The sequence below is a fragment of the Microbulbifer aestuariivivens genome (assembly GCF_039545115.1).
Lineage (GTDB): Bacteria > Pseudomonadota > Gammaproteobacteria > Pseudomonadales > Cellvibrionaceae > Microbulbifer > Microbulbifer aestuariivivens.
In genome coordinates, this window is the sequence record NZ_BAABRT010000023.1 from 40,957 (window position 1) to 56,867 (window position 15,911).

Here is a 15,911-nt window from a genome sequence, read left to right on the forward strand (position 1 = left end):
AAGCGTGGCGCTTAGAGGGGCACCGTGGCTGCGCCCTGTGACTCTGCTTCCCTTTGCACAGCAACTTTTTGCCCCTATTGGCCTCTCTTCGACCCTGGACTGCGCCGCGTTAGTCTCTTTTTTTGAACTGGGCTGTTCGTGGGGTAGGTGCAGGGTAGTGGTCATCGCGGCGTGGATTTGCACTCCCGGGAGGCATTGCTATAGTGCGCGCCTTTCACGCGCTTGATTCTGATCCTGAAGTCGCCGCCGATATCCTGGAGCCCCGCTTTGTTGAGCCCTGCCGATGCCGTGACGTCACCAACCGAAGCGGAAACCGCAACCCGCATTTCGGTCGTGTTTGATCGCTGCTTTGCCGCTGCCGACGGTCTGAATACCCGGCTCTGCGGTGGGCATATGGAACCCTATTACCGCCCGGCTGGGGAGCAGTACCCTTTTCACCGGGTCGAATTCACCCGCGATTACCCGGCCAGCGCCCTGCACGAGGCGGCCCATTGGTGTGTGGCGGGCGACGCGCGCCGCCAGCAGCCGGACTACGGCTACTGGTATGCCCCGGATGGCCGCAGTGAGGAGCAGCAGCGCCTGTTCGAACAGGTGGAGGTAAAACCCCAGGCGCTGGAGTGGATCTTCTCGCGGGCCTGTGGCCTCAGGTTCCGGGTCAGTGCGGACAATCTGGCGTTGGGACTGGGGCCGAGCGATGACTTCAAGGCCGCTATTTTTGCCCAGGTGCGGAGCTATTGCCGGCAGGGACTGCCCGGCCGCGCGCGGCAGTTTGCCGCTGCTCTGGCCGCGGAGTTCGGGCGCCCGCAGCCCTTCTGCGAATCGCGCTATCGGCTGGCGGATCTGGCATGAGAGGAGGCGTGAGCAGGGGCGTGACCACCGACAACAGCGAGGGACCGGCACTGCTGGTGGATGCCTCGGTGTATATCTTCCGCTACTACTTCGCCCTGCCGCCCAACTGGGAAAGCCGCAGTGGCTATTCCACCGAGGCGGTTTACGGGTTCACCAATTTCCTGCTCGACCTGCTGCAGCGGCGCCCATCCCATATCGCCTGCGCCTTCGACGAGTCCCTGGGCAGCTGTTTTCGCAATGCGCTTTACCCGGACTACAAATGCAGCCGCGCACTGCCCGATGAGGCGCTGGCGTTTCAACTGGCCGCCTGTCGCACCATGGCCGAGGCGCTGGGTATCGCCAGCTTCGCCAGTGAGCGTTACGAGGCCGACGATATTCTGGCCACCCTGACCCGTGTATTGAAAGGCCGTGGGCCAATCATCATCACTCGCGACAAGGATCTCGGGCAGCTCCTCGAGCGCGGCGCGGTCTCGCTGTGGGACTTCGCCGCCGACCGCCATACCGACCCCGATGCTGTGCGCGCGCGTTTTGGCGTGCAGCCCGCACAGATTCCCGACTATCTGGCGCTGGTTGGCGACAGCAGCGATGACATCCCAGGTGTGCCCGGGATCGGCCCCAAAACCGCCGCCGCCCTCCTGCAGACTTTTGACTCCGTGGAAGCCCTGCTGGCGGACCCGGCCGCCGTCGCCGGACTCGCGATTCGTGGGGCGCGGGGGCTGGCCGGCAAGCTCGGGGAGTATGCCGAGCAGATACGGCTGGCCAAACAGCTGGCCAGCCTCGAAGAAGGGGTGCCCCTCGGCGTCGAAGCGGATGGGTTGCGCTGGGTAGCCAGTGAGCCGGAGCTGGCCCGGGCGCTGGCGGACGAGTTCGGTATCGGCGGGCTCAAGTCTAAAATCGAACGGGTATTGACGATGCAGGCGGCACCGCCGGCGGAGGACGTGTGAAAGCAGGCAGGATCAGGATTGTAGCCGACGAGAATATTCCGGCGGTGGAGCAGTATTTTGGTGATCTGGGCAGTATCCAGCGCCTGCCGGGGCGCACCATGACCCGCGCGCAGCTGCAGGACGCCGATGTCCTGCTGGTGCGCTCAGTCACCCAGGTAGACCGGGCGCTGCTCGAAGGCACGCGGGTGGCCTTTGTCGGCAGCTGCACCATCGGCACGGATCATCTGGATACCCACTGGCTCGACAGCCAGGCCATCCCCTGGAGCGCGGCGCCGGGCTGCAACGCCAACTCGGTGGTGGAGTATGTGTTCTGCGCCCTCGCCGCCCTGGGGCGGGACTGGCGCGGGCAGCGGTTCGGCATCGTCGGCTGCGGCAACGTTGGCGGCCTGCTGCAGCGGCGCCTGCACGGGCTGGGCAATGCGTGCCGGGTTTATGATCCCTGGCAGCAGGCCAACGCGGATCTGGCCACGCTGGAGGAGGTCATGGCCCAGGATGTGGTCTGCCTGCACGCGCCACTGGTGAAGGGTGGCCCCCATCCCACCCGGCATATGATCGATGCCGCCCATCTTGGTGCCATGCAAGATGGCGCGGTGCTGATCAGTGCCGGGCGCGGCGCCGTGGTGGACAACAGCGCGCTGCTGGCCCTGCTCGAAGGGGGCAAGCCGCTCACCACGGTATTGGATGTCTGGGAAAATGAGCCGGCTATTAATACCGCGCTGCTGGCCAAAGTGGATATCGGCACCCCGCACATTGCCGGCTACAGCCATGACGGCAAACTCGCCGGCACCCGCATGGTGCGCGAGGCGCTCTCCCGCGCGCTGGGCCTGCCGGCTCTGCCAGACAGCGGGTGGGCGGAAGTTGCCGGCGCCGGGGAGGCTGCGACGAAGCGGGGCCCGCTTACCCTGTCGCCGCCGGCGAGCGGCAAGGATTCCACAGGCGACCTTGCCCAAATGGCGGATCTGCTGCTGCAGATGTACGACCCGCGGGCGGATGATCGCCGCCTGCGCGCCGCGGCGGAGGCGCAATTACCGCTGGCCCAGGGCTTTGACCGGCTGCGCCGGGAATATCCGCGCCGGCTGGAATTTTCCCACTATCGCGCCGGGGCAGCGGGCCTGGACAGCGAATCCCGCCGGCAACTGGAAATCCTGGGGCTCAAGTGGAACTGAAGAAACTCGGACTGGTGATCAACCCCTGGGCCGGTATCGGCGGCCCCGCCGGCCTCAAGGGCAGCGATGGTGCCGAAACCGTGCGCCGGGCCCTGCAGGCGGGTGTGGCGCCGCGGGCACAGCAGCGCGCCGCCGTCGCGCTGGAGGCCATACAGGTATTCCGCGACCGGGTAGAGATTCTCTGCTTTGCCGGCGATATGGGCGAGGATGCCGCCCGCGCTGCCGGCTTTAAAGTCGCTGTGATCGGTGCCGCAAGTGCCGAGCCGTCGACGCCGGAGGACAGCGAGCGCGCGGCGCGCGAAATCCGTGCCGCCGGCGCGGACCTGATTGTGTTCGTCGGCGGTGATGGCACCGCCCGCAATATGGTCAATGCCCTCGGGGCGGATTTTCCGGTGCTGGGCATTCCCGCCGGGGTGAAAATGCACTCCGCCTGCTTCGCCATCTCCCCCAGGGCCGCCGGCGAAGTGCTGCGGCGCCTGCTGGCGGCAGAACTGGTGGACCTGCGCGCACACGAGGTGCGGGATATCGACGAGAAGTCCTTCCGCGAAGGGCGGGTGAGTACCCGCTACTACGGGGAGCTGCTGGTGCCGGAAGAGGGGCACTTCGTGCAGGCGGTGAAAAATGCCGGCCGCGAGGTGGAGGAACTGGCGGTGGCTGATATCGCCGCGGAAGTCGTGGAAGAGATCGACCCCCAAACCCTTTATATTGTCGGCCCCGGCTCCACCACCCTGGCGGTGCTGAAGGCGCTGGGCTGCGATGGCACCCTGCTGGGGGTGGACCTGCTGCTGGACGGCCAGCTGCAGGCGAAAGATGTCAGCGCCCGCGAGATAGAAACAGCGCTGGCGGACCACAAGGGCCCGGCCAGGATTATTCTCACCGCCATCGGCGGTCAGGGGCATCTGCTCGGGCGCGGCAACCAGCAGTTGTCACCGGCGGTGCTGCGCGCCGTTGGCCGCGACAACCTGATCGTGCTGGCCACCAAGACCAAGATCACCGAACTTGGCGGCAGGCCGCTGCTGGTGGACAGCGGCGATGCGGAGCTGGACCGGCAGTGGAGCGGCTTTATCCCGGTAATTACCGGCTATCGCGATGCGATCCTGTACCCTTTAAGTAATGGCGATTTATAACGCGTTAGATAGCGACGGTTAATCACAGCGGTTGATACGGATTGACCGCCATATACAGTTGGAAGTGTTGATGATCTGGAAAGCCCTGCTGGAACAGGTACAGAGCAAGCTCGAAGAAGGCGGCACCGACAGCCGCCGTTTTTTTCACGGTCGCGGCCGCTGCTACGAGGGGCTGGAGCAGGTCTGCGTGGACAGCTTTCACCCGGCCCTCTTGGTCACCTTTTTTGAGCCCTATGAAGGCGAGGACGATCTCTGCCGGCAACTGTGGCAGATGGCCGAGCCCCACGGATATACCGGCGTCGCGGCACAGCGGCGCTACCTGCAGGGGGCGCCGGTGGAATGGCCGGCGGGTACGCCGGTAGCGGCGCCGCAGGCCCGGCGCGGTAATTTGAAGTTCCCGCTCACCTTTGCCCGGCAGAATGTGGGTTTCTTTCTCGATATCGAGCCCGGCCGCCGCTGGCTGGAAGAGCGGGTGCGGGAGCGTATAGACGCGGGTGAATCCCTGAAACTGCTGAACCTGTTTGCGTTTACCTGCGCATTCTCGGTGGTGGCGCGGGCCGCTGGCGAAGTTCAGGTGCTGAATATCGATGTGAATCGCGGGGTGCTGAACCGCGGCCGCGAGAACCATCTCTGCAATGGCCTGCCGCTCAAAGGCATCAAGTTTCTGCAGTTCGATGCCCTGCGGGAATTCAAACGCTTTGACCGCCGTGGGCCTTTCCAGCTGGCGGTGGTCGATCCGCCCACGCGCCAGAAAGGCCGCTTCGATGTGAGCGAGAATTACGAGAAGCTGCTGCAGTTGCTGCCCGCCTGCCTGGCCCCCGGCGCCGATCTGCTGATGGTGCTCAATTCACCGGCGCACAGCGAGGAACATTTCCGCGAGCTGATCGAGGGTGCCGACAGCCGCTACCGGGTGCTCGCGCGCCTGCCGCAGAACTCGGACTTCCCGGACCGGGACCCGGACGCGGCGCTGAAAATGCTGCATGTGCGCTTTGAGGATGCCGGTTAAGCGCGGTGAGGGGGTAAAACCGGCGGTAAATACAGGCAGGGAAAAATAGAAACGCGGGCAAAGAAGTCAGCTGACCGGCACCGATTGCCGAGCGTCGCCCGCCTGCTGCATCAGCTCCACCATCAGGGCTTCCAGTTGTGGCGAAGAGCCGTTTCTCACCGCGTCGTTAAGGCGCCGCGCATTACTGATGCCATCGCTGTTGCGGGTCACCAGCAGCAGGAAACTGTGATGGGTGAGGGTGGCTTCCTCAATGGCTTCCTCGCGCACCAGTTGCGAAAACTGGATATAGCCGGACTGGCGCAGCCAGGTCATGGCGCCGAGACATGCCAGGTGCCGGGGGGAGTGCAGGCCAAACTCATCCGGGGTGTCTGGTCCGGCGATATCTTCCACATACACGGTGCTGGGAGCCGGGAAACTGTTGAACAGCGCCAACAGTATTCTCCCGGCATCGCGGTAGAAATCGTGAATGTGCAGATCGTCCAGCATGGTGTTACTTCACTTCAGGCGTTTACAGCTTCAGGCAGAGTAATTTCAAGCACAGTAATTTTAACCAGAGTAGCGTTCGAGGAAGGCGCCCAGTCGCGTGATGGCATGCGACAGCTCATCGGCGCGGGGCAGAAACACGATGCGCAGATGGTCCGGAGCATCCCAGTGGAAGGCGGTTCCCTGCACCAGCAGGATTTTTTCCTCGCGCAGGAAATCCAGCACCAGCTTCTCATCGCTGTGGATTTTATGCTGGTCCAGATTCAGCCGCGGGAAAAGATAGATGGACCCCTCGGGTTTAACACAGCTCACTCCGGGAATCTCGTTCAGCATACGGTAGGCCAGGTCCCGCTGCTGGCGCAGGCGCCCGCCGGGTAATACCAGGTCCTGAATACTCTGATAGCCGCCGAGGGCGGTCTGTACCGCAAACATGGCGGGCACATTGCCGCAAAGCCGCATGGAAGCGAGGATGTCCATGCCTTCGATAAAGCCCTTGGCCCGCTGTTTGGCTCCGCTGATCACCATCCAGCCGGAACGGAACCCCGCCAGGCGATAGGATTTGGATAGCCCGTTGAAGCTCAGGCACAGCACATCCTCTGCCAGTCGGCCCAAGGGGGTGAACTCGGCATCGTCATAGAGGATCTTGCTGTAAATTTCGTCGGCAAAGATCACCAGGTCGTTGACCCGCGCCACCTCCACGATCTGCTCCAGCAGTTCGCGCGGATACACGGCCCCGGTGGGGTTGTTGGGGTTAATCACCACAATACCGCGGGTGCGCGGGGTGATCTTGGCCTTGATGTCATCGATATCCGGCAGCCAGCCCGCCTGTTCATCACAGCGGTACAGCACCGGATGGGCGCCGGTCAGATTGGTGGCCGCCGTCCACAGGGGATAGTTGGGCATCGGCAGCAGCAGCTCGTCGCCGTTGTTGAGCAGCGCCTGGGTGGACATGGAAATCAGCTCGGAAACGCCGTTGCCCAGATAGATATCGTCGATATCCACCCCTTTGATGCCCAGGGTCTGGCATTCCTGCATAATGGCTTTGCGCGCAGCAAACAGCCCTTTGGACTCCACATAGCCCTGCGCCTCGGCCAGATTGTGAATAACGTCCTGGATGATTTCATCCGGCGCGTTAAACCCAAATGGCGTGGGGTTGCCGATATTGAGCTTCAGAATACGGTGGCCTTCCTCTTCCATGCGGGAGGCTTGCTCCATCACCGGGCCGCGAATCTCGTAGCAGACGCCGTGAAGCTTTTCTGACTTGTGAATTTCCTTCATGGTATGGCGGTAACCCTCGGGGGCTTGTGCTGCGTATAAGCCCGAAGGTGGCTCCTACAGCTTGGCGATTTGGAGGATGGAGTATGTCAAAAGAAAAAGACGATAACTACTGGCGCGACAGGCTAACCCCGCAAGAATTTGACGTATGTCGGCTGGCGGGCACAGAGCGTCCGTTCAGCGGTGAGTATTGGAATTGCTTCGAGGATGGTATCTACCGCTGTCGCTGCTGTGGTGAGCCGCTGTTCAGTTCGGATTCCAAATTCGATGCCGGTTGCGGCTGGCCGAGCTTCGATGCCGAGGCCAGCCCCGGCGTGGTTGCCGAACGGCCGGACAACAGTCACGGCATGCAGCGGACCGAGATACTCTGTGCCAGCTGCGGTTGCCACCTCGGCCATGTATTCCCCGATGGCCCCACCGAAACCGGATTGCGCTACTGTGTTAATTCACTATCAGTAAAACTGGATCAGGCCGCCGGCCCTGATGACCATAAAGACCCGGCAGAGGAATAACAGAGGAATAACAGGGGAATAAAAAGGAACAACAGGAATAATGGTGGGGGAAGGATGAACGAAAGACACTGGAGTCGTTGGCTCTACCGTACCCAGGGGGTGTTGCTGCTGGTGATTTTTCTGGCGGCGCTGGCCTTGCGGCTGGAGCTGCTGCATTTCCGCAGCGTGTTTACCATCTTCCAATATGCAGGACTGACGGCGATTGCGGTGGCCCTTGTCAGTATTCTGGTGTTTATCTGGGGGCTGGTGAAGCGCCATGCCGATACCCGGCGGGCGGCCATCTGGGGCACCTTGCTCGGACTGCTGCCGGTGGCGGTGCCACTGCTGACGGTGGGGCCGGATAATTTCAATGTGCCGCCGATTCACGATATTTCCACCGACCTCAATAACCCTCCCCAGTATCGCGCGGTGGAGGCACTCCGCGCAGCGGATGACAACAGTGCCGAGTACGATGGCGAGGCGGTGGCGGCACAGCAGCGGCAAGCCGACATCTACGCCGATATCCAGCCGTTGATCCTGGAGGTTCCGGTGGAGCGGGCGACCGCTATGGCCGCAGCCGTGGCCGAAGACCTGGGCTGGCGGATCGTCGCCCGCGACGATGGCGCCGGACATCTGGAGGCGGTGGATCGCACCCCGTTGCTGGGTTTCAGCGACGACGTGGTGGTAAGAGTGACTGCGACTGAAAATGGCTCGCGGGTCGATGTGCGTTCCAGCTCCCGGGTCGGCATCAGCGATCTGGGTAAAAATGCCGAGCGCATCCGCCAGTTTCTGACAGATCTGGAGGCCCGTGTGGGGCAGCCGGGGTAGGGCGTGGCAGCATTGTCGAGGCCCCGCTGGGAATGGGGTAAGTGCCTGACTATAAAAGAAAAAAATAAGTAAAAAGTTAATGGGCAGGTGTTGACAGCCTCCCGGGTGCTACATAGAATGCGCCCCACTTCTGACGCAGAGCGGAGCTATGCAGCGCCAGCGAAATCTGAGGAAGTAAATCTGGGTCCCCTTCGTCTAGAGGCCTAGGACACCGCCCTTTCACGGCGGTAACAGGGGTTCGACTCCCCTAGGGGACGCCACTGCGGGAATAGCTCAGTTGGTAGAGCGCAACCTTGCCAAGGTTGAGGTCGCCGGTTCGAACCCGGTTTCCCGCTCCAATTTTTCGTCGCGAGCCGTATACGGTTTCGATACGAAGCGCCGAGGGGTAACCCGAGGCAATGCCACGGCAGTGTGGCAGCCACTGGTCCATGGTTTTATGCCTAGAGGCCAGAGCAAGTTTTCTGTCCCCATCGTCTAGAGGCCTAGGACACCGCCCTTTCACGGCGGTAACAGGGGTTCGACTCCCCTTGGGGATGCCAATGCAGCGGGGTTGCTTCGGCGGCCCCGCGACAAAGGATCGCGGGAATAGCTCAGTTGGTAGAGCGCAACCTTGCCAAGGTTGAGGTCGCCGGTTCGAACCCGGTTTCCCGCTCCAAACGAGAAGCCGCTCGCAGGAGCGGCTTTTTTAGTGCGAATCGACTGCTGCGATTCGCGCTTATGCCACGGCAGTGTGGCAGCCACTGGTCCATGGTTTTATGCCTAGAGACCAGAGCAAGTTTTCTGTCCCCATCGTCTAGAGGCCTAGGACACCGCCCTTTCACGGCGGTAACAGGGGTTCGACTCCCCTTGGGGATGCCAATGTAGCGGGGTTGCTCCGGCAGCCCGGCGACACCGGATCGCGGGAATAGCTCAGTTGGTAGAGCGCAACCTTGCCAAGGTTGAGGTCGCCAGTTCGAACCTGGTTTCCCGCTCCAAATAAAAAAGCCGCTCAACCGAGCGGCTTTTTTATTTTCGGTGGCTTTTCCCGTGCCGCCAGAGCTTTCTCCCCGCGCCTTCTAGTTTGCTGCCGGCGTTGCTCACTACTTCTCTGTCTCTCTCCGCCTTTCAACACCTTTCCGCACGATTACTCACCGGCTTTGGGCTTGGGCGGTGATTTGTCGCTCGCTTGCTGCGCGAGAGTTACCCTATGGGGAGGCCGTGCCCACCTATACTTACCGCCGCATCCAGGCCGCCGGACGATCGCAGCTTGTTAGCAAGGGCGTTGTCGGTATTGGCCGGTTACCGCGGCCGGAGCTTGGATTAAGTGGCCTCTCTACGCCGGGCTGGAGCTGGAGCCATACAGGGGGCGCTCAGAGGGGGTCGGTAATCCCCATGATTTGTCCGGTTGCAATATGGGGGGCAAGCGCGTTGAATATGCGGCCTCAACTCCGGAGGAAGAGATGACAGCAGCGCTTTCCATCAGCAACCTGCAGAAAACTTACGAGAACGGTTTCCAGGCATTGAAAGGCATCAGTTTTGAGGTGCAGCCCGGGGACTTCTTTGCCCTGCTGGGCCCCAATGGCGCCGGCAAATCCACCACCATCGGTGTTATCTGCTCACTGGTGCGCAAGACCGGCGGCAGTGTGTCGATTTTCGGGATCGATATCGACCGGGACTTTGCCGCCGCCAAGCAGATGCTGGGCGTGGTGCCGCAGGAATTCAATTTCAGCCAGTTCGAGAAAGTCTTCGATATCGTTGCCACCCAGGGTGGTTTCTACGGCATGCCCCGCAAGCTGGCGGAGGAGCGCACCGAGAAGTACCTCAAGCAGCTGGGTCTGTGGGACAAGCGCGCTGTACAGGCGCGTATGCTGTCCGGCGGAATGAAGCGCCGCCTGATGATCGCCCGGGCGCTGATTCACGAGCCGAAACTGTTGATTCTCGACGAGCCTACCGCCGGGGTGGATATTGAGCTGCGCCGCTCCATGTGGACTTTCCTGGAGGAGATCAACCGCCAGGGCACCACCATTATCCTGACCACCCATTATCTGGAAGAGGCGGAGAGCCTGTGTCGCAATATCGCCATCATCGACAAGGGCGACATTATCGAGAACACCTCCATCCGCTCGCTGCTGAAAACCCTGAACCGGGAGGTGTTTATTCTCGATGTGCGGGATGCGCTGCAGTCCTGCCCGGACCTGGGGCGTTTTGACGGCCGCCTGGTGGATGAAAACAGCCTCGAAGTGACCGTGGAGAAAGGGCAGTCCCTCAACGACCTGTTTACCCGTCTCGGCGAGCAGGGGGTTGCGGTGGTGAGCATGCGCAATCGCGCCAACAGGCTGGAGGAGCTGTTTGTCTCCCTGCTGGCCGACGCCAAGAAAGAGGGGGATAAGTGATGAGCCCGAGCACACTCTGGATTGCGTTCAGCACGATCTTCCGCCGCGAGGTCCGCCGCTTTACCCGTATCTGGCCGCAGACGCTGGTGCCGCCGGTGATCACCATGTCCCTGTATTTTGTGATCTTCGGTTCACTGATTGGCCGGCGCATCGGTGAGATGGGCGGCTTCTCCTATATGGAGTTCGTGGTGCCGGGCCTGATCATGATGGCGGTCATCACCAACTCCTATTCCAATGTGGCGTCGTCTTTTTACAGCGCCAAATTCCAGCGCAATATCGAGGAGCTGCTGGTAGCCCCAATCCCCAACTGGGTCATCATGGCCGGCTATGTACTGGGCGGTGTGGCCCGGGGGCTGATTGTGGGCTTTGTGGTGACGATCATCGCACTGCTTTTCACCGCCCTGGAGGTGCAGCACCTGGCTCTGACCATCGCGATCGTCTTCCTGGCGGCGGTGTTGTTTTCCCTGGCGGGCTTTATCAATGCCATATTCGCCAACAGCTTCGATGATATTTCCATTATCCCCACGTTTGTGCTGACGCCGCTCACCTACCTCGGTGGGGTGTTTTACTCCATTGAGCTGCTGTCGCCCTTCTGGCAGGGGCTCTCCAAGCTCAACCCGGTGCTGTATATGGTGAATGCCTTCCGCTATGGCGTACTGGGTGTTTCGGATATCAACGTCGCCTGGGCCTTTGTGGGCGTGTTGGTCTTTATTGCGCTGCTGTCGGGCTGGGGGTTGCACCTGATGAGCCACGGCAAGCGCCTGCGCCACTGAGCGGAAATCCTGATGGAACGTGACGACTGGAAGGGCCTGCCCCTGGGGCAGGAGACCGAGTACGAATTTAACTACAACCCCGCCCTGTTGCAGCCTATTCCCCGTGCCATTTCGCGGGCGCATCTGGGGCTGGGCGACAGCCTGCCGTTTGCCGGCGTGGACGAGTGGTGGGGCTTTGAACTCTCCTGGCTCAACCCCAAAGGCGTGCCGCAGGTGGCCGTTGGCCGCTTTACCTTCCCCCACAGCAGTCCGGCGATGGTGGAGTCGAAATCCTTCAAGCTCTACCTGAACTCGCTCAACCAGACGCAATTTGCCGACTGGGAGACAGTGCGCGGCATGTTGCAGCGGGATCTCAGCGCGGCTGCGGGTGGGCCTGTGTCCGTGGCGCTCTATGGCGTCGAGGACGCCGCGCTGGCGGTGCAGAAGCCGCAGGGTTTCTGTCTCGACCAGCTGGATATCGAGGCGCGCCAGTACCAGCCGGATGCCTCGCTGCTGAAACTGGCCCCCGCCGGCGGCGAGGTGGCCGAGCAGCTCTACAGCCACCTGCTGCGCAGTAACTGCCCGGTGACCGGGCAGCCGGACTGGGCCACGGTGTGCATCGATTATCGCGGCCCCGCGCTGGACCGCGAGGCGCTGCTCGCCTATGTCATTTCCTTCCGCGAGCATCAGGACTTTCACGAGCACTGTGTCGAGCGGATCTTCTGTGACCTGCAGAAGCTGGCCACCTTTGGGGAATTGACTGTCTGCGCCCGTTACACCCGGCGCGGTGGCCTGGATATCAACCCGCTGCGAACCACTGGCAAAAACATGGGGCTGCCGCCCCGCTTCGCCCGCCAGTAGCCGGTAGCGAGCCGGCGCCTGTCAGGCGCTGGCTTTTCCTTTCCGCCGCCCCGTCAATCTCTCCGCGCTGGCCTCATCTGCTCCCCCATCAACCGCCGCTGGCCCTTGCCGCTTAATCCCCCGGCGCATCGCTCCCGGCGCCGCAGCGACTAGGCTTGTAAAAGACAGCAGTTGTAGTTTGCATACGAGGTGACGCTAATGGCGAAGGCAAAGTCGGCAAAGGCTTCCGGAAAAACCATGACCATCCTTGGCGCGGTCACGATCATTCTGGGGATTTTCGCCCTGTTGGTGCCGAACCTCACCGGCTTTTCGATCGCGCTGCTGATCGGCATGCTGGTGCTGGCCGGGGGCGTTTTCAGGCTGTTCTGGGCATTGCAGGCGGGCAGTTTCGGCAAGGGGCTGCTGGGGGCAGGGCTGGGCCTGCTGACCATCCTCGCGGGGTTGGTTCTGCTGTTTAACCCGGTGCTGCTGTCCGGGGTGTTGACGGTTGTGCTCGCGCTCTATTTCATCGTCGACGGTATCGCCGAGCTGGCGGCCGGCTTTGGTACTACTGGCGCTAGTTCCGGGGGGCGGGGCTGGCTGCTGTTTGGCGGTGTGGTCTCCATCCTGCTCGGTGTGATGCTGTGGATGCAGTTCCCCTTTTCCGGTATCTGGGCGCTGGGCATCCTGTTCGGCATCAAGCTCTTTTTTGTCGGCATGATCATGATTGCCGGCGGCAGAGCGCTGCGGGCCTGAGGCACAGGGCTGTCCGCAGCTCCGTTTTCCCGAACGTGAAAGGTGGTCGGAGTTTGGTAATGGCTCTGTACAGATGGGAGCGCTGGGCGCTCCCGGCCATGATGCCGGGGCGGGTCGGGTCGGTGCAGGAGTAGAGCGGAAGGAGAAGGGGACGGCGCTTACATCACCTCCCTGGTTGCATCACCTTCCTAGTTACATCACCTTCCGCTTGACGCGATCAACAGCCTTTTCCAGTGAGCGCAACACCTTTTCCCGGTCGTAATTGCGGATTTTCTCCAGGTCCACATGCATGGAAAAGCCCTGCGCGTGCTCCTCCAGGTAAGTGCCTTGCCCGCTCAGGTTCTTGCGCAGGTCAGTAATCTGGTACACCTTCACCGGGGTGCTGACCCCCTTCAGGTTGACCAGGCCGCGGTCCCGGCACATGACGGAATGCTGAATCAGCGACCAGGTCTCGTGGCTGATCAGAATCTCCCCGGGGTCGGCCGCCCCTTCGAGGCGCGCGGCCAGATTCACATGGGTGCCCATCACCGTGTAGGACTTGTAGTTGACCGTGCCGAAAATCCCCACGGTGCAGTAGCCGGTATTGATGCCCATGCGGACTTCCAGGGTGCGGGTAATGCCTTTGCTAACCCACTCCTGCTGCATCTCCCGCACACGCTGGCGCATCGCCAGAGCCATGGCGGCACAGCGCAGGGCGTCTGATTTTGGCCCCTTGCTCTCGTCATCGCCGAAAACCACCATCACCGCATCGCCAATAAACTTATCGATGGTGCCGCCATACTGGCCGGCGATTCGGGCCATCTCCGACAGGTAGCCATTCAGCAGCTCGGTAAAGGTATCGGCCTCCAGCTCCTCGGTCAGCTGGCTGAAATCCTTGATGTCGGAAAAGAATACTGTCAGCAGCTTTCTCTCCGTGACCAGCTTATTCTCTTTACCGTTGGTTACCGCCCGCCACAGGCGCTGGGGCAGGTACTTGGACAGCGTATAAGTGCGCATCTTGTGGACATGCTGTTTGGCCGCCAGGGCCTGATTCTCCGCCCTGAGCTTTGCCACCTGCTTGTGGGTATAAAAGACATAAGCGCAGAAATAGGTGAATACGCCGATCAGACTCGCCGCGCTGATGCTCAGGTCCACATTCACCATCAGGGCCGGTTTGTGGATCATGTAGCCGACGCCGACTCCCAGCAGCAGGCCGGTGTTGTGTTCAAACCAGCGCTTGCCGCCACCCACAGCCAGGGCATTGAACTGCACCATGGTCACAAGCAGCAGGGTAGGCAGAAGGCTGAAATTGGTCAGCGCGATGGCCACACCGATCAGCGTCGCGTCGATAAAAGAGAGCCTGCGCTGTAGCGGCGCCTCTTGCTCCTCTGTGGCGCGGCTGGAAACCAGGAAAGCGATGCCGAGGTAACAAAGCAGCAGCAAGGCCGCGCCCAGGGGCAAGGACTTGCTCAGATCTCCCCAGGGAGCAGACCAGTTAGCGCCATTGACAAGGGTGCTCGCCGCAGTAAAGCAGACAAGAGCGCGAAAATACGAAGGGTAACGGGAGTCGATATCCCACTCGGAAGATTGCTCTGGATGGTCCTGCATGGGCTTGATAGCTTGTCCAAGAGTAAGTACGGCGATTGATGGACGTCTGGCGCCTTCGGTGGGGTCACACCCCGATTTATTCTTGTGGCGCTCTTCACAGACAATTCCGTACCAGTCTACTCCTGGCGGGATGATAATGCGACAGCTTGGACGCTCAGTCCCAAAGCGGGCAGGGCGATGAGGGTGGCGCGCCCATGGGTTAGAATGCCGCCCCTGATAACCAGCATATGAGGCCGGAGGACAGGACCAATGGATGCACTGGAAGCTCTTCATAACCGCGTATCCGTGGGCAAGCTGACGGAACCGGCCCCCAGCGAGAGCCAGCGCGAAAATATCTTCCGCGCCGCCCTGCGCGCCGCCGACCACGCCGGTCTGCGCCCCTGGCGCTTCCTGCAAATCGAGGCCGAGGCACGCCGCCACCTGGGGGAACTCCTCCTGCGGGCAGCGGAAACCGAGCAGGGCGGCGCGCTGGATGAAGCCAAGCGCGACAAAACCCTCGCCATGCCCCTGCGGGCGCCCCTGGTGCTGGTGGCCATCACCCGGCTGCAGAGCCACCCCAAGGTCCCCCACCACGAACAGCACCTGTCCACCGCCGGCGCAGTGCAGGCCATGCTCACCGCCGCCTATGCCCAGGGCATCGGCGCCTACTGGCGCACCGGCCCGCTCGCCTACAATCCGCTAGTGGCGCAGGGCCTGGGTTTGGCCGGCAATGAACGCATCGATGGCTTCATCTACCTCGGCACCCCCGCCAAAAGCCCCCGCCAGCCCCCAGACCTGGCCACCAGCAGCTTTTTTTCACACTGGAAAGCCCCCTAAGGGTTGCACCCATCGCCGGCTTTCTGTAAAGTTCGCGCTCGCTGGACGGGAGCTATGTTCCTGATTAGCAAAGCAATTTTCCCGAGTGGCAAGCGCCAAGAGAAAATTGCGGCAGACGTGCCGGGCACCTTCAGGCAGAGGTAAAAGCCCAAAACGTGACAATCAGTTTCGGTGAGGTGTCCGAGTGGTCGAAGGAGCACGCCTGGAAAGTGTGTATGTCGCAAGGCATCGAGGGTTCGAATCCCTCCCTCACCGCCATTAAACAAAAAAGCCCGGCAATAGCCGGGCTTTTTTGTTTAATCGAGCCGTGTCGAGGGGGACTAGGATTAGAACCCCCTTCGAGCCGGAGGCAGCGCAGCTGCCGGAGACCAGCGAGCGCAGCGAAGCTAATCCCATTGGCGGCCTTGCGTTGGCCCTGTCGATACTCTGTGAGAAGCCCGGCTATTGCCGGGCTTTTTGTTTAATCGACGTGTGTCGAGGGGGACTAGGATGAGAACCCCCTTCGAGCCGGAGGCAGCGCAGCTGCCGGAGACCAGCGAGCGCAGCGAAGCTAATCCCATTGGCGGCCTTGCGTTGGCCCTGTCGATACTCTGTGAGAAGCCCGGCTATTGCCGGGCTT

Annotated in this window: 15 protein-coding genes and 7 tRNA genes; 19 read left to right on the forward strand and 3 right to left on the reverse strand. The window is 61.7% G+C overall.

Features of this window, described 5'->3' with window-relative positions; all coding sequences use genetic code 11:
* The first annotated feature begins 288 nt into the window (after positions 1 to 288).
* From ABEA58_RS12835 to ABEA58_RS12855, 5 genes are all read left to right on the forward strand, one after another.
* The gene (locus ABEA58_RS12835; protein WP_345552122.1) at positions 289 to 849 is read left to right on the forward strand and encodes an elongation factor P hydroxylase; all 561 of its coding nucleotides are present in this window, start codon (positions 289 to 291) and stop codon (positions 847 to 849) included.
* Entirely contained in the window at positions 846 to 1,793 is a 948-nt protein-coding gene (locus tag ABEA58_RS12840) for a 5'-3' exonuclease (protein ID WP_345552101.1), read from the forward strand. The genes ABEA58_RS12835 and ABEA58_RS12840 overlap by 4 nt, the downstream gene beginning before the upstream one ends.
* Positions 1,790 to 2,959 carry a 4-phosphoerythronate dehydrogenase gene (locus ABEA58_RS12845; RefSeq protein ID WP_345552102.1) on the forward strand — a complete coding sequence of 390 codons (1,170 nt, stop codon included), beginning with the start codon at positions 1,790 to 1,792 and terminating at the stop codon, positions 2,957 to 2,959. Before ABEA58_RS12840 ends, ABEA58_RS12845 begins: the two co-directional genes overlap by 4 nt.
* Positions 2,950 to 4,086: an ATP-NAD kinase family protein gene (locus ABEA58_RS12850; RefSeq protein ID WP_345552103.1), complete on the forward strand. Its 1,137-nt coding sequence runs from the start codon at positions 2,950 to 2,952 to the stop codon at positions 4,084 to 4,086. The genes ABEA58_RS12845 and ABEA58_RS12850 overlap by 10 nt, the downstream gene beginning before the upstream one ends.
* 70 nt (positions 4,087 to 4,156) lie before the next feature.
* Positions 4,157 to 5,092 carry a class I SAM-dependent methyltransferase gene (locus ABEA58_RS12855; protein WP_345552105.1) on the forward strand — a complete coding sequence of 312 codons (936 nt, stop codon included), beginning with the start codon at positions 4,157 to 4,159 and terminating at the stop codon, positions 5,090 to 5,092.
* A gap of 66 nt (positions 5,093 to 5,158) precedes the next feature.
* On the opposite strand, the gene ABEA58_RS12860 is transcribed toward ABEA58_RS12855, so the two are convergent.
* Complete coding sequence (locus ABEA58_RS12860) at positions 5,159 to 5,578, reverse strand: hypothetical protein (protein WP_345552107.1); 420 nt, start codon at positions 5,576 to 5,578, stop codon at positions 5,159 to 5,161.
* A gap of 60 nt (positions 5,579 to 5,638) precedes the next feature.
* Positions 5,639 to 6,853 (reverse strand): pyridoxal phosphate-dependent aminotransferase, encoded by a 1,215-nt coding sequence (locus tag ABEA58_RS12865; protein WP_345552109.1) that lies wholly within the window; start codon positions 6,851 to 6,853, stop codon positions 5,639 to 5,641.
* Between the two features lie 83 nt (positions 6,854 to 6,936).
* On the opposite strand from ABEA58_RS12865, the gene msrB reads away from it, so the two are divergent.
* The 12 genes from msrB to ABEA58_RS12925 all read left to right on the forward strand — a co-directional run bounded on the left by msrB (position 6,937) and on the right by ABEA58_RS12925 (position 12,889).
* A complete protein-coding gene (gene msrB / locus ABEA58_RS12870; protein ID WP_345552110.1) occupies positions 6,937 to 7,362 on the forward strand; it encodes a peptide-methionine (R)-S-oxide reductase MsrB in 426 nt (141 codons plus the stop codon).
* Between the two features lie 54 nt (positions 7,363 to 7,416).
* A complete protein-coding gene (locus ABEA58_RS12875; RefSeq protein WP_345552111.1) occupies positions 7,417 to 8,169 on the forward strand; it encodes a DUF1499 domain-containing protein in 753 nt (250 codons plus the stop codon).
* Positions 8,170 to 8,353: 184 nt separating this feature from the next.
* Positions 8,354 to 8,429 (forward strand) — tRNA-Glu (locus ABEA58_RS12880).
* A 2-nt stretch (positions 8,430 to 8,431) separates the two neighbouring features.
* Positions 8,432 to 8,507 (forward strand) — tRNA-Gly (locus tag ABEA58_RS12885).
* A gap of 125 nt (positions 8,508 to 8,632) precedes the next feature.
* A tRNA-Glu gene (locus tag ABEA58_RS12890) sits at positions 8,633 to 8,708 on the forward strand.
* Positions 8,709 to 8,748: 40 nt separating this feature from the next.
* A tRNA-Gly gene (locus ABEA58_RS12895) sits at positions 8,749 to 8,824 on the forward strand.
* Positions 8,825 to 8,951: 127 nt separating this feature from the next.
* A tRNA-Glu gene (locus ABEA58_RS12900) sits at positions 8,952 to 9,027 on the forward strand.
* Positions 9,028 to 9,067: 40 nt separating this feature from the next.
* A tRNA-Gly gene (locus ABEA58_RS12905) sits at positions 9,068 to 9,143 on the forward strand.
* A gap of 465 nt (positions 9,144 to 9,608) precedes the next feature.
* On the forward strand, positions 9,609 to 10,541 hold the full coding sequence (locus ABEA58_RS12910; RefSeq protein WP_345552112.1) for an ABC transporter ATP-binding protein: 933 nt from the start codon (positions 9,609 to 9,611) through the stop codon (positions 10,539 to 10,541).
* A complete protein-coding gene (locus tag ABEA58_RS12915) occupies positions 10,541 to 11,314 on the forward strand; it encodes an ABC transporter permease (RefSeq protein ID WP_345552114.1) in 774 nt (257 codons plus the stop codon). Before ABEA58_RS12910 ends, ABEA58_RS12915 begins: the two co-directional genes overlap by 1 nt.
* A 12-nt stretch (positions 11,315 to 11,326) precedes the next feature.
* Positions 11,327 to 12,154 (forward strand): NADPH-dependent 7-cyano-7-deazaguanine reductase QueF, encoded by an 828-nt coding sequence (gene queF / locus ABEA58_RS12920; RefSeq protein ID WP_345552116.1) that lies wholly within the window; start codon positions 11,327 to 11,329, stop codon positions 12,152 to 12,154.
* Positions 12,155 to 12,352: 198 nt separating this feature from the next.
* The gene (locus ABEA58_RS12925; protein ID WP_345552118.1) at positions 12,353 to 12,889 is read left to right on the forward strand and encodes an HdeD family acid-resistance protein; all 537 of its coding nucleotides are present in this window, start codon (positions 12,353 to 12,355) and stop codon (positions 12,887 to 12,889) included.
* Between the two features lie 192 nt (positions 12,890 to 13,081).
* Here the strand turns inward: ABEA58_RS12925 and ABEA58_RS12930 are convergent, their stop codons facing one another.
* The gene (locus ABEA58_RS12930) at positions 13,082 to 14,476 is read right to left on the reverse strand and encodes an adenylate/guanylate cyclase domain-containing protein (protein ID WP_345552120.1); all 1,395 of its coding nucleotides are present in this window, start codon (positions 14,474 to 14,476) and stop codon (positions 13,082 to 13,084) included.
* 249 nt (positions 14,477 to 14,725) lie between these two features.
* Here ABEA58_RS12930 and ABEA58_RS12935 point away from each other — a divergent pair, with 249 nt between their 5' ends.
* Positions 14,726 to 15,292: a nitroreductase family protein gene (locus tag ABEA58_RS12935; protein ID WP_345552121.1), complete on the forward strand. Its 567-nt coding sequence runs from the start codon at positions 14,726 to 14,728 to the stop codon at positions 15,290 to 15,292.
* 170 nt (positions 15,293 to 15,462) lie between these two features.
* Positions 15,463 to 15,550 (forward strand) — tRNA-Ser (locus ABEA58_RS12940).
* Positions 15,551 to 15,911 lie beyond the last annotated feature (361 nt).

Bases quoted from the DNA above. Each gene is read 5' to 3' on its own strand.
- ABEA58_RS12840 (WP_345552101.1), top strand. From the start codon at position 846: ATGAGAGGAGGCGTGAGCAGGGGCGTGACCACCGACAACAGCGAGGGA.
- ABEA58_RS12855 (WP_345552105.1), top strand. From the start codon at position 4,157: ATGATCTGGAAAGCCCTGCTGGAACAGGTACAGAGCAAGCTCGAAGAA.
- ABEA58_RS12860 (WP_345552107.1), bottom strand. From the start codon at position 5,578: ATGCTGGACGATCTGCACATTCACGATTTCTACCGCGATGCCGGGAGA.
- ABEA58_RS12865 (WP_345552109.1), bottom strand. From the start codon at position 6,853: ATGAAGGAAATTCACAAGTCAGAAAAGCTTCACGGCGTCTGCTACGAG.
- msrB (WP_345552110.1), top strand. From the start codon at position 6,937: ATGTCAAAAGAAAAAGACGATAACTACTGGCGCGACAGGCTAACCCCG.
- ABEA58_RS12875 (WP_345552111.1), top strand. From the start codon at position 7,417: ATGAACGAAAGACACTGGAGTCGTTGGCTCTACCGTACCCAGGGGGTG.
- ABEA58_RS12910 (WP_345552112.1), top strand. From the start codon at position 9,609: ATGACAGCAGCGCTTTCCATCAGCAACCTGCAGAAAACTTACGAGAAC.
- ABEA58_RS12915 (WP_345552114.1), top strand. From the start codon at position 10,541: ATGAGCCCGAGCACACTCTGGATTGCGTTCAGCACGATCTTCCGCCGC.
- queF (WP_345552116.1), top strand. From the start codon at position 11,327: ATGGAACGTGACGACTGGAAGGGCCTGCCCCTGGGGCAGGAGACCGAG.
- ABEA58_RS12925 (WP_345552118.1), top strand. From the start codon at position 12,353: ATGGCGAAGGCAAAGTCGGCAAAGGCTTCCGGAAAAACCATGACCATC.
- ABEA58_RS12930 (WP_345552120.1), bottom strand. From the start codon at position 14,476: ATGCAGGACCATCCAGAGCAATCTTCCGAGTGGGATATCGACTCCCGT.
- ABEA58_RS12935 (WP_345552121.1), top strand. From the start codon at position 14,726: ATGGATGCACTGGAAGCTCTTCATAACCGCGTATCCGTGGGCAAGCTG.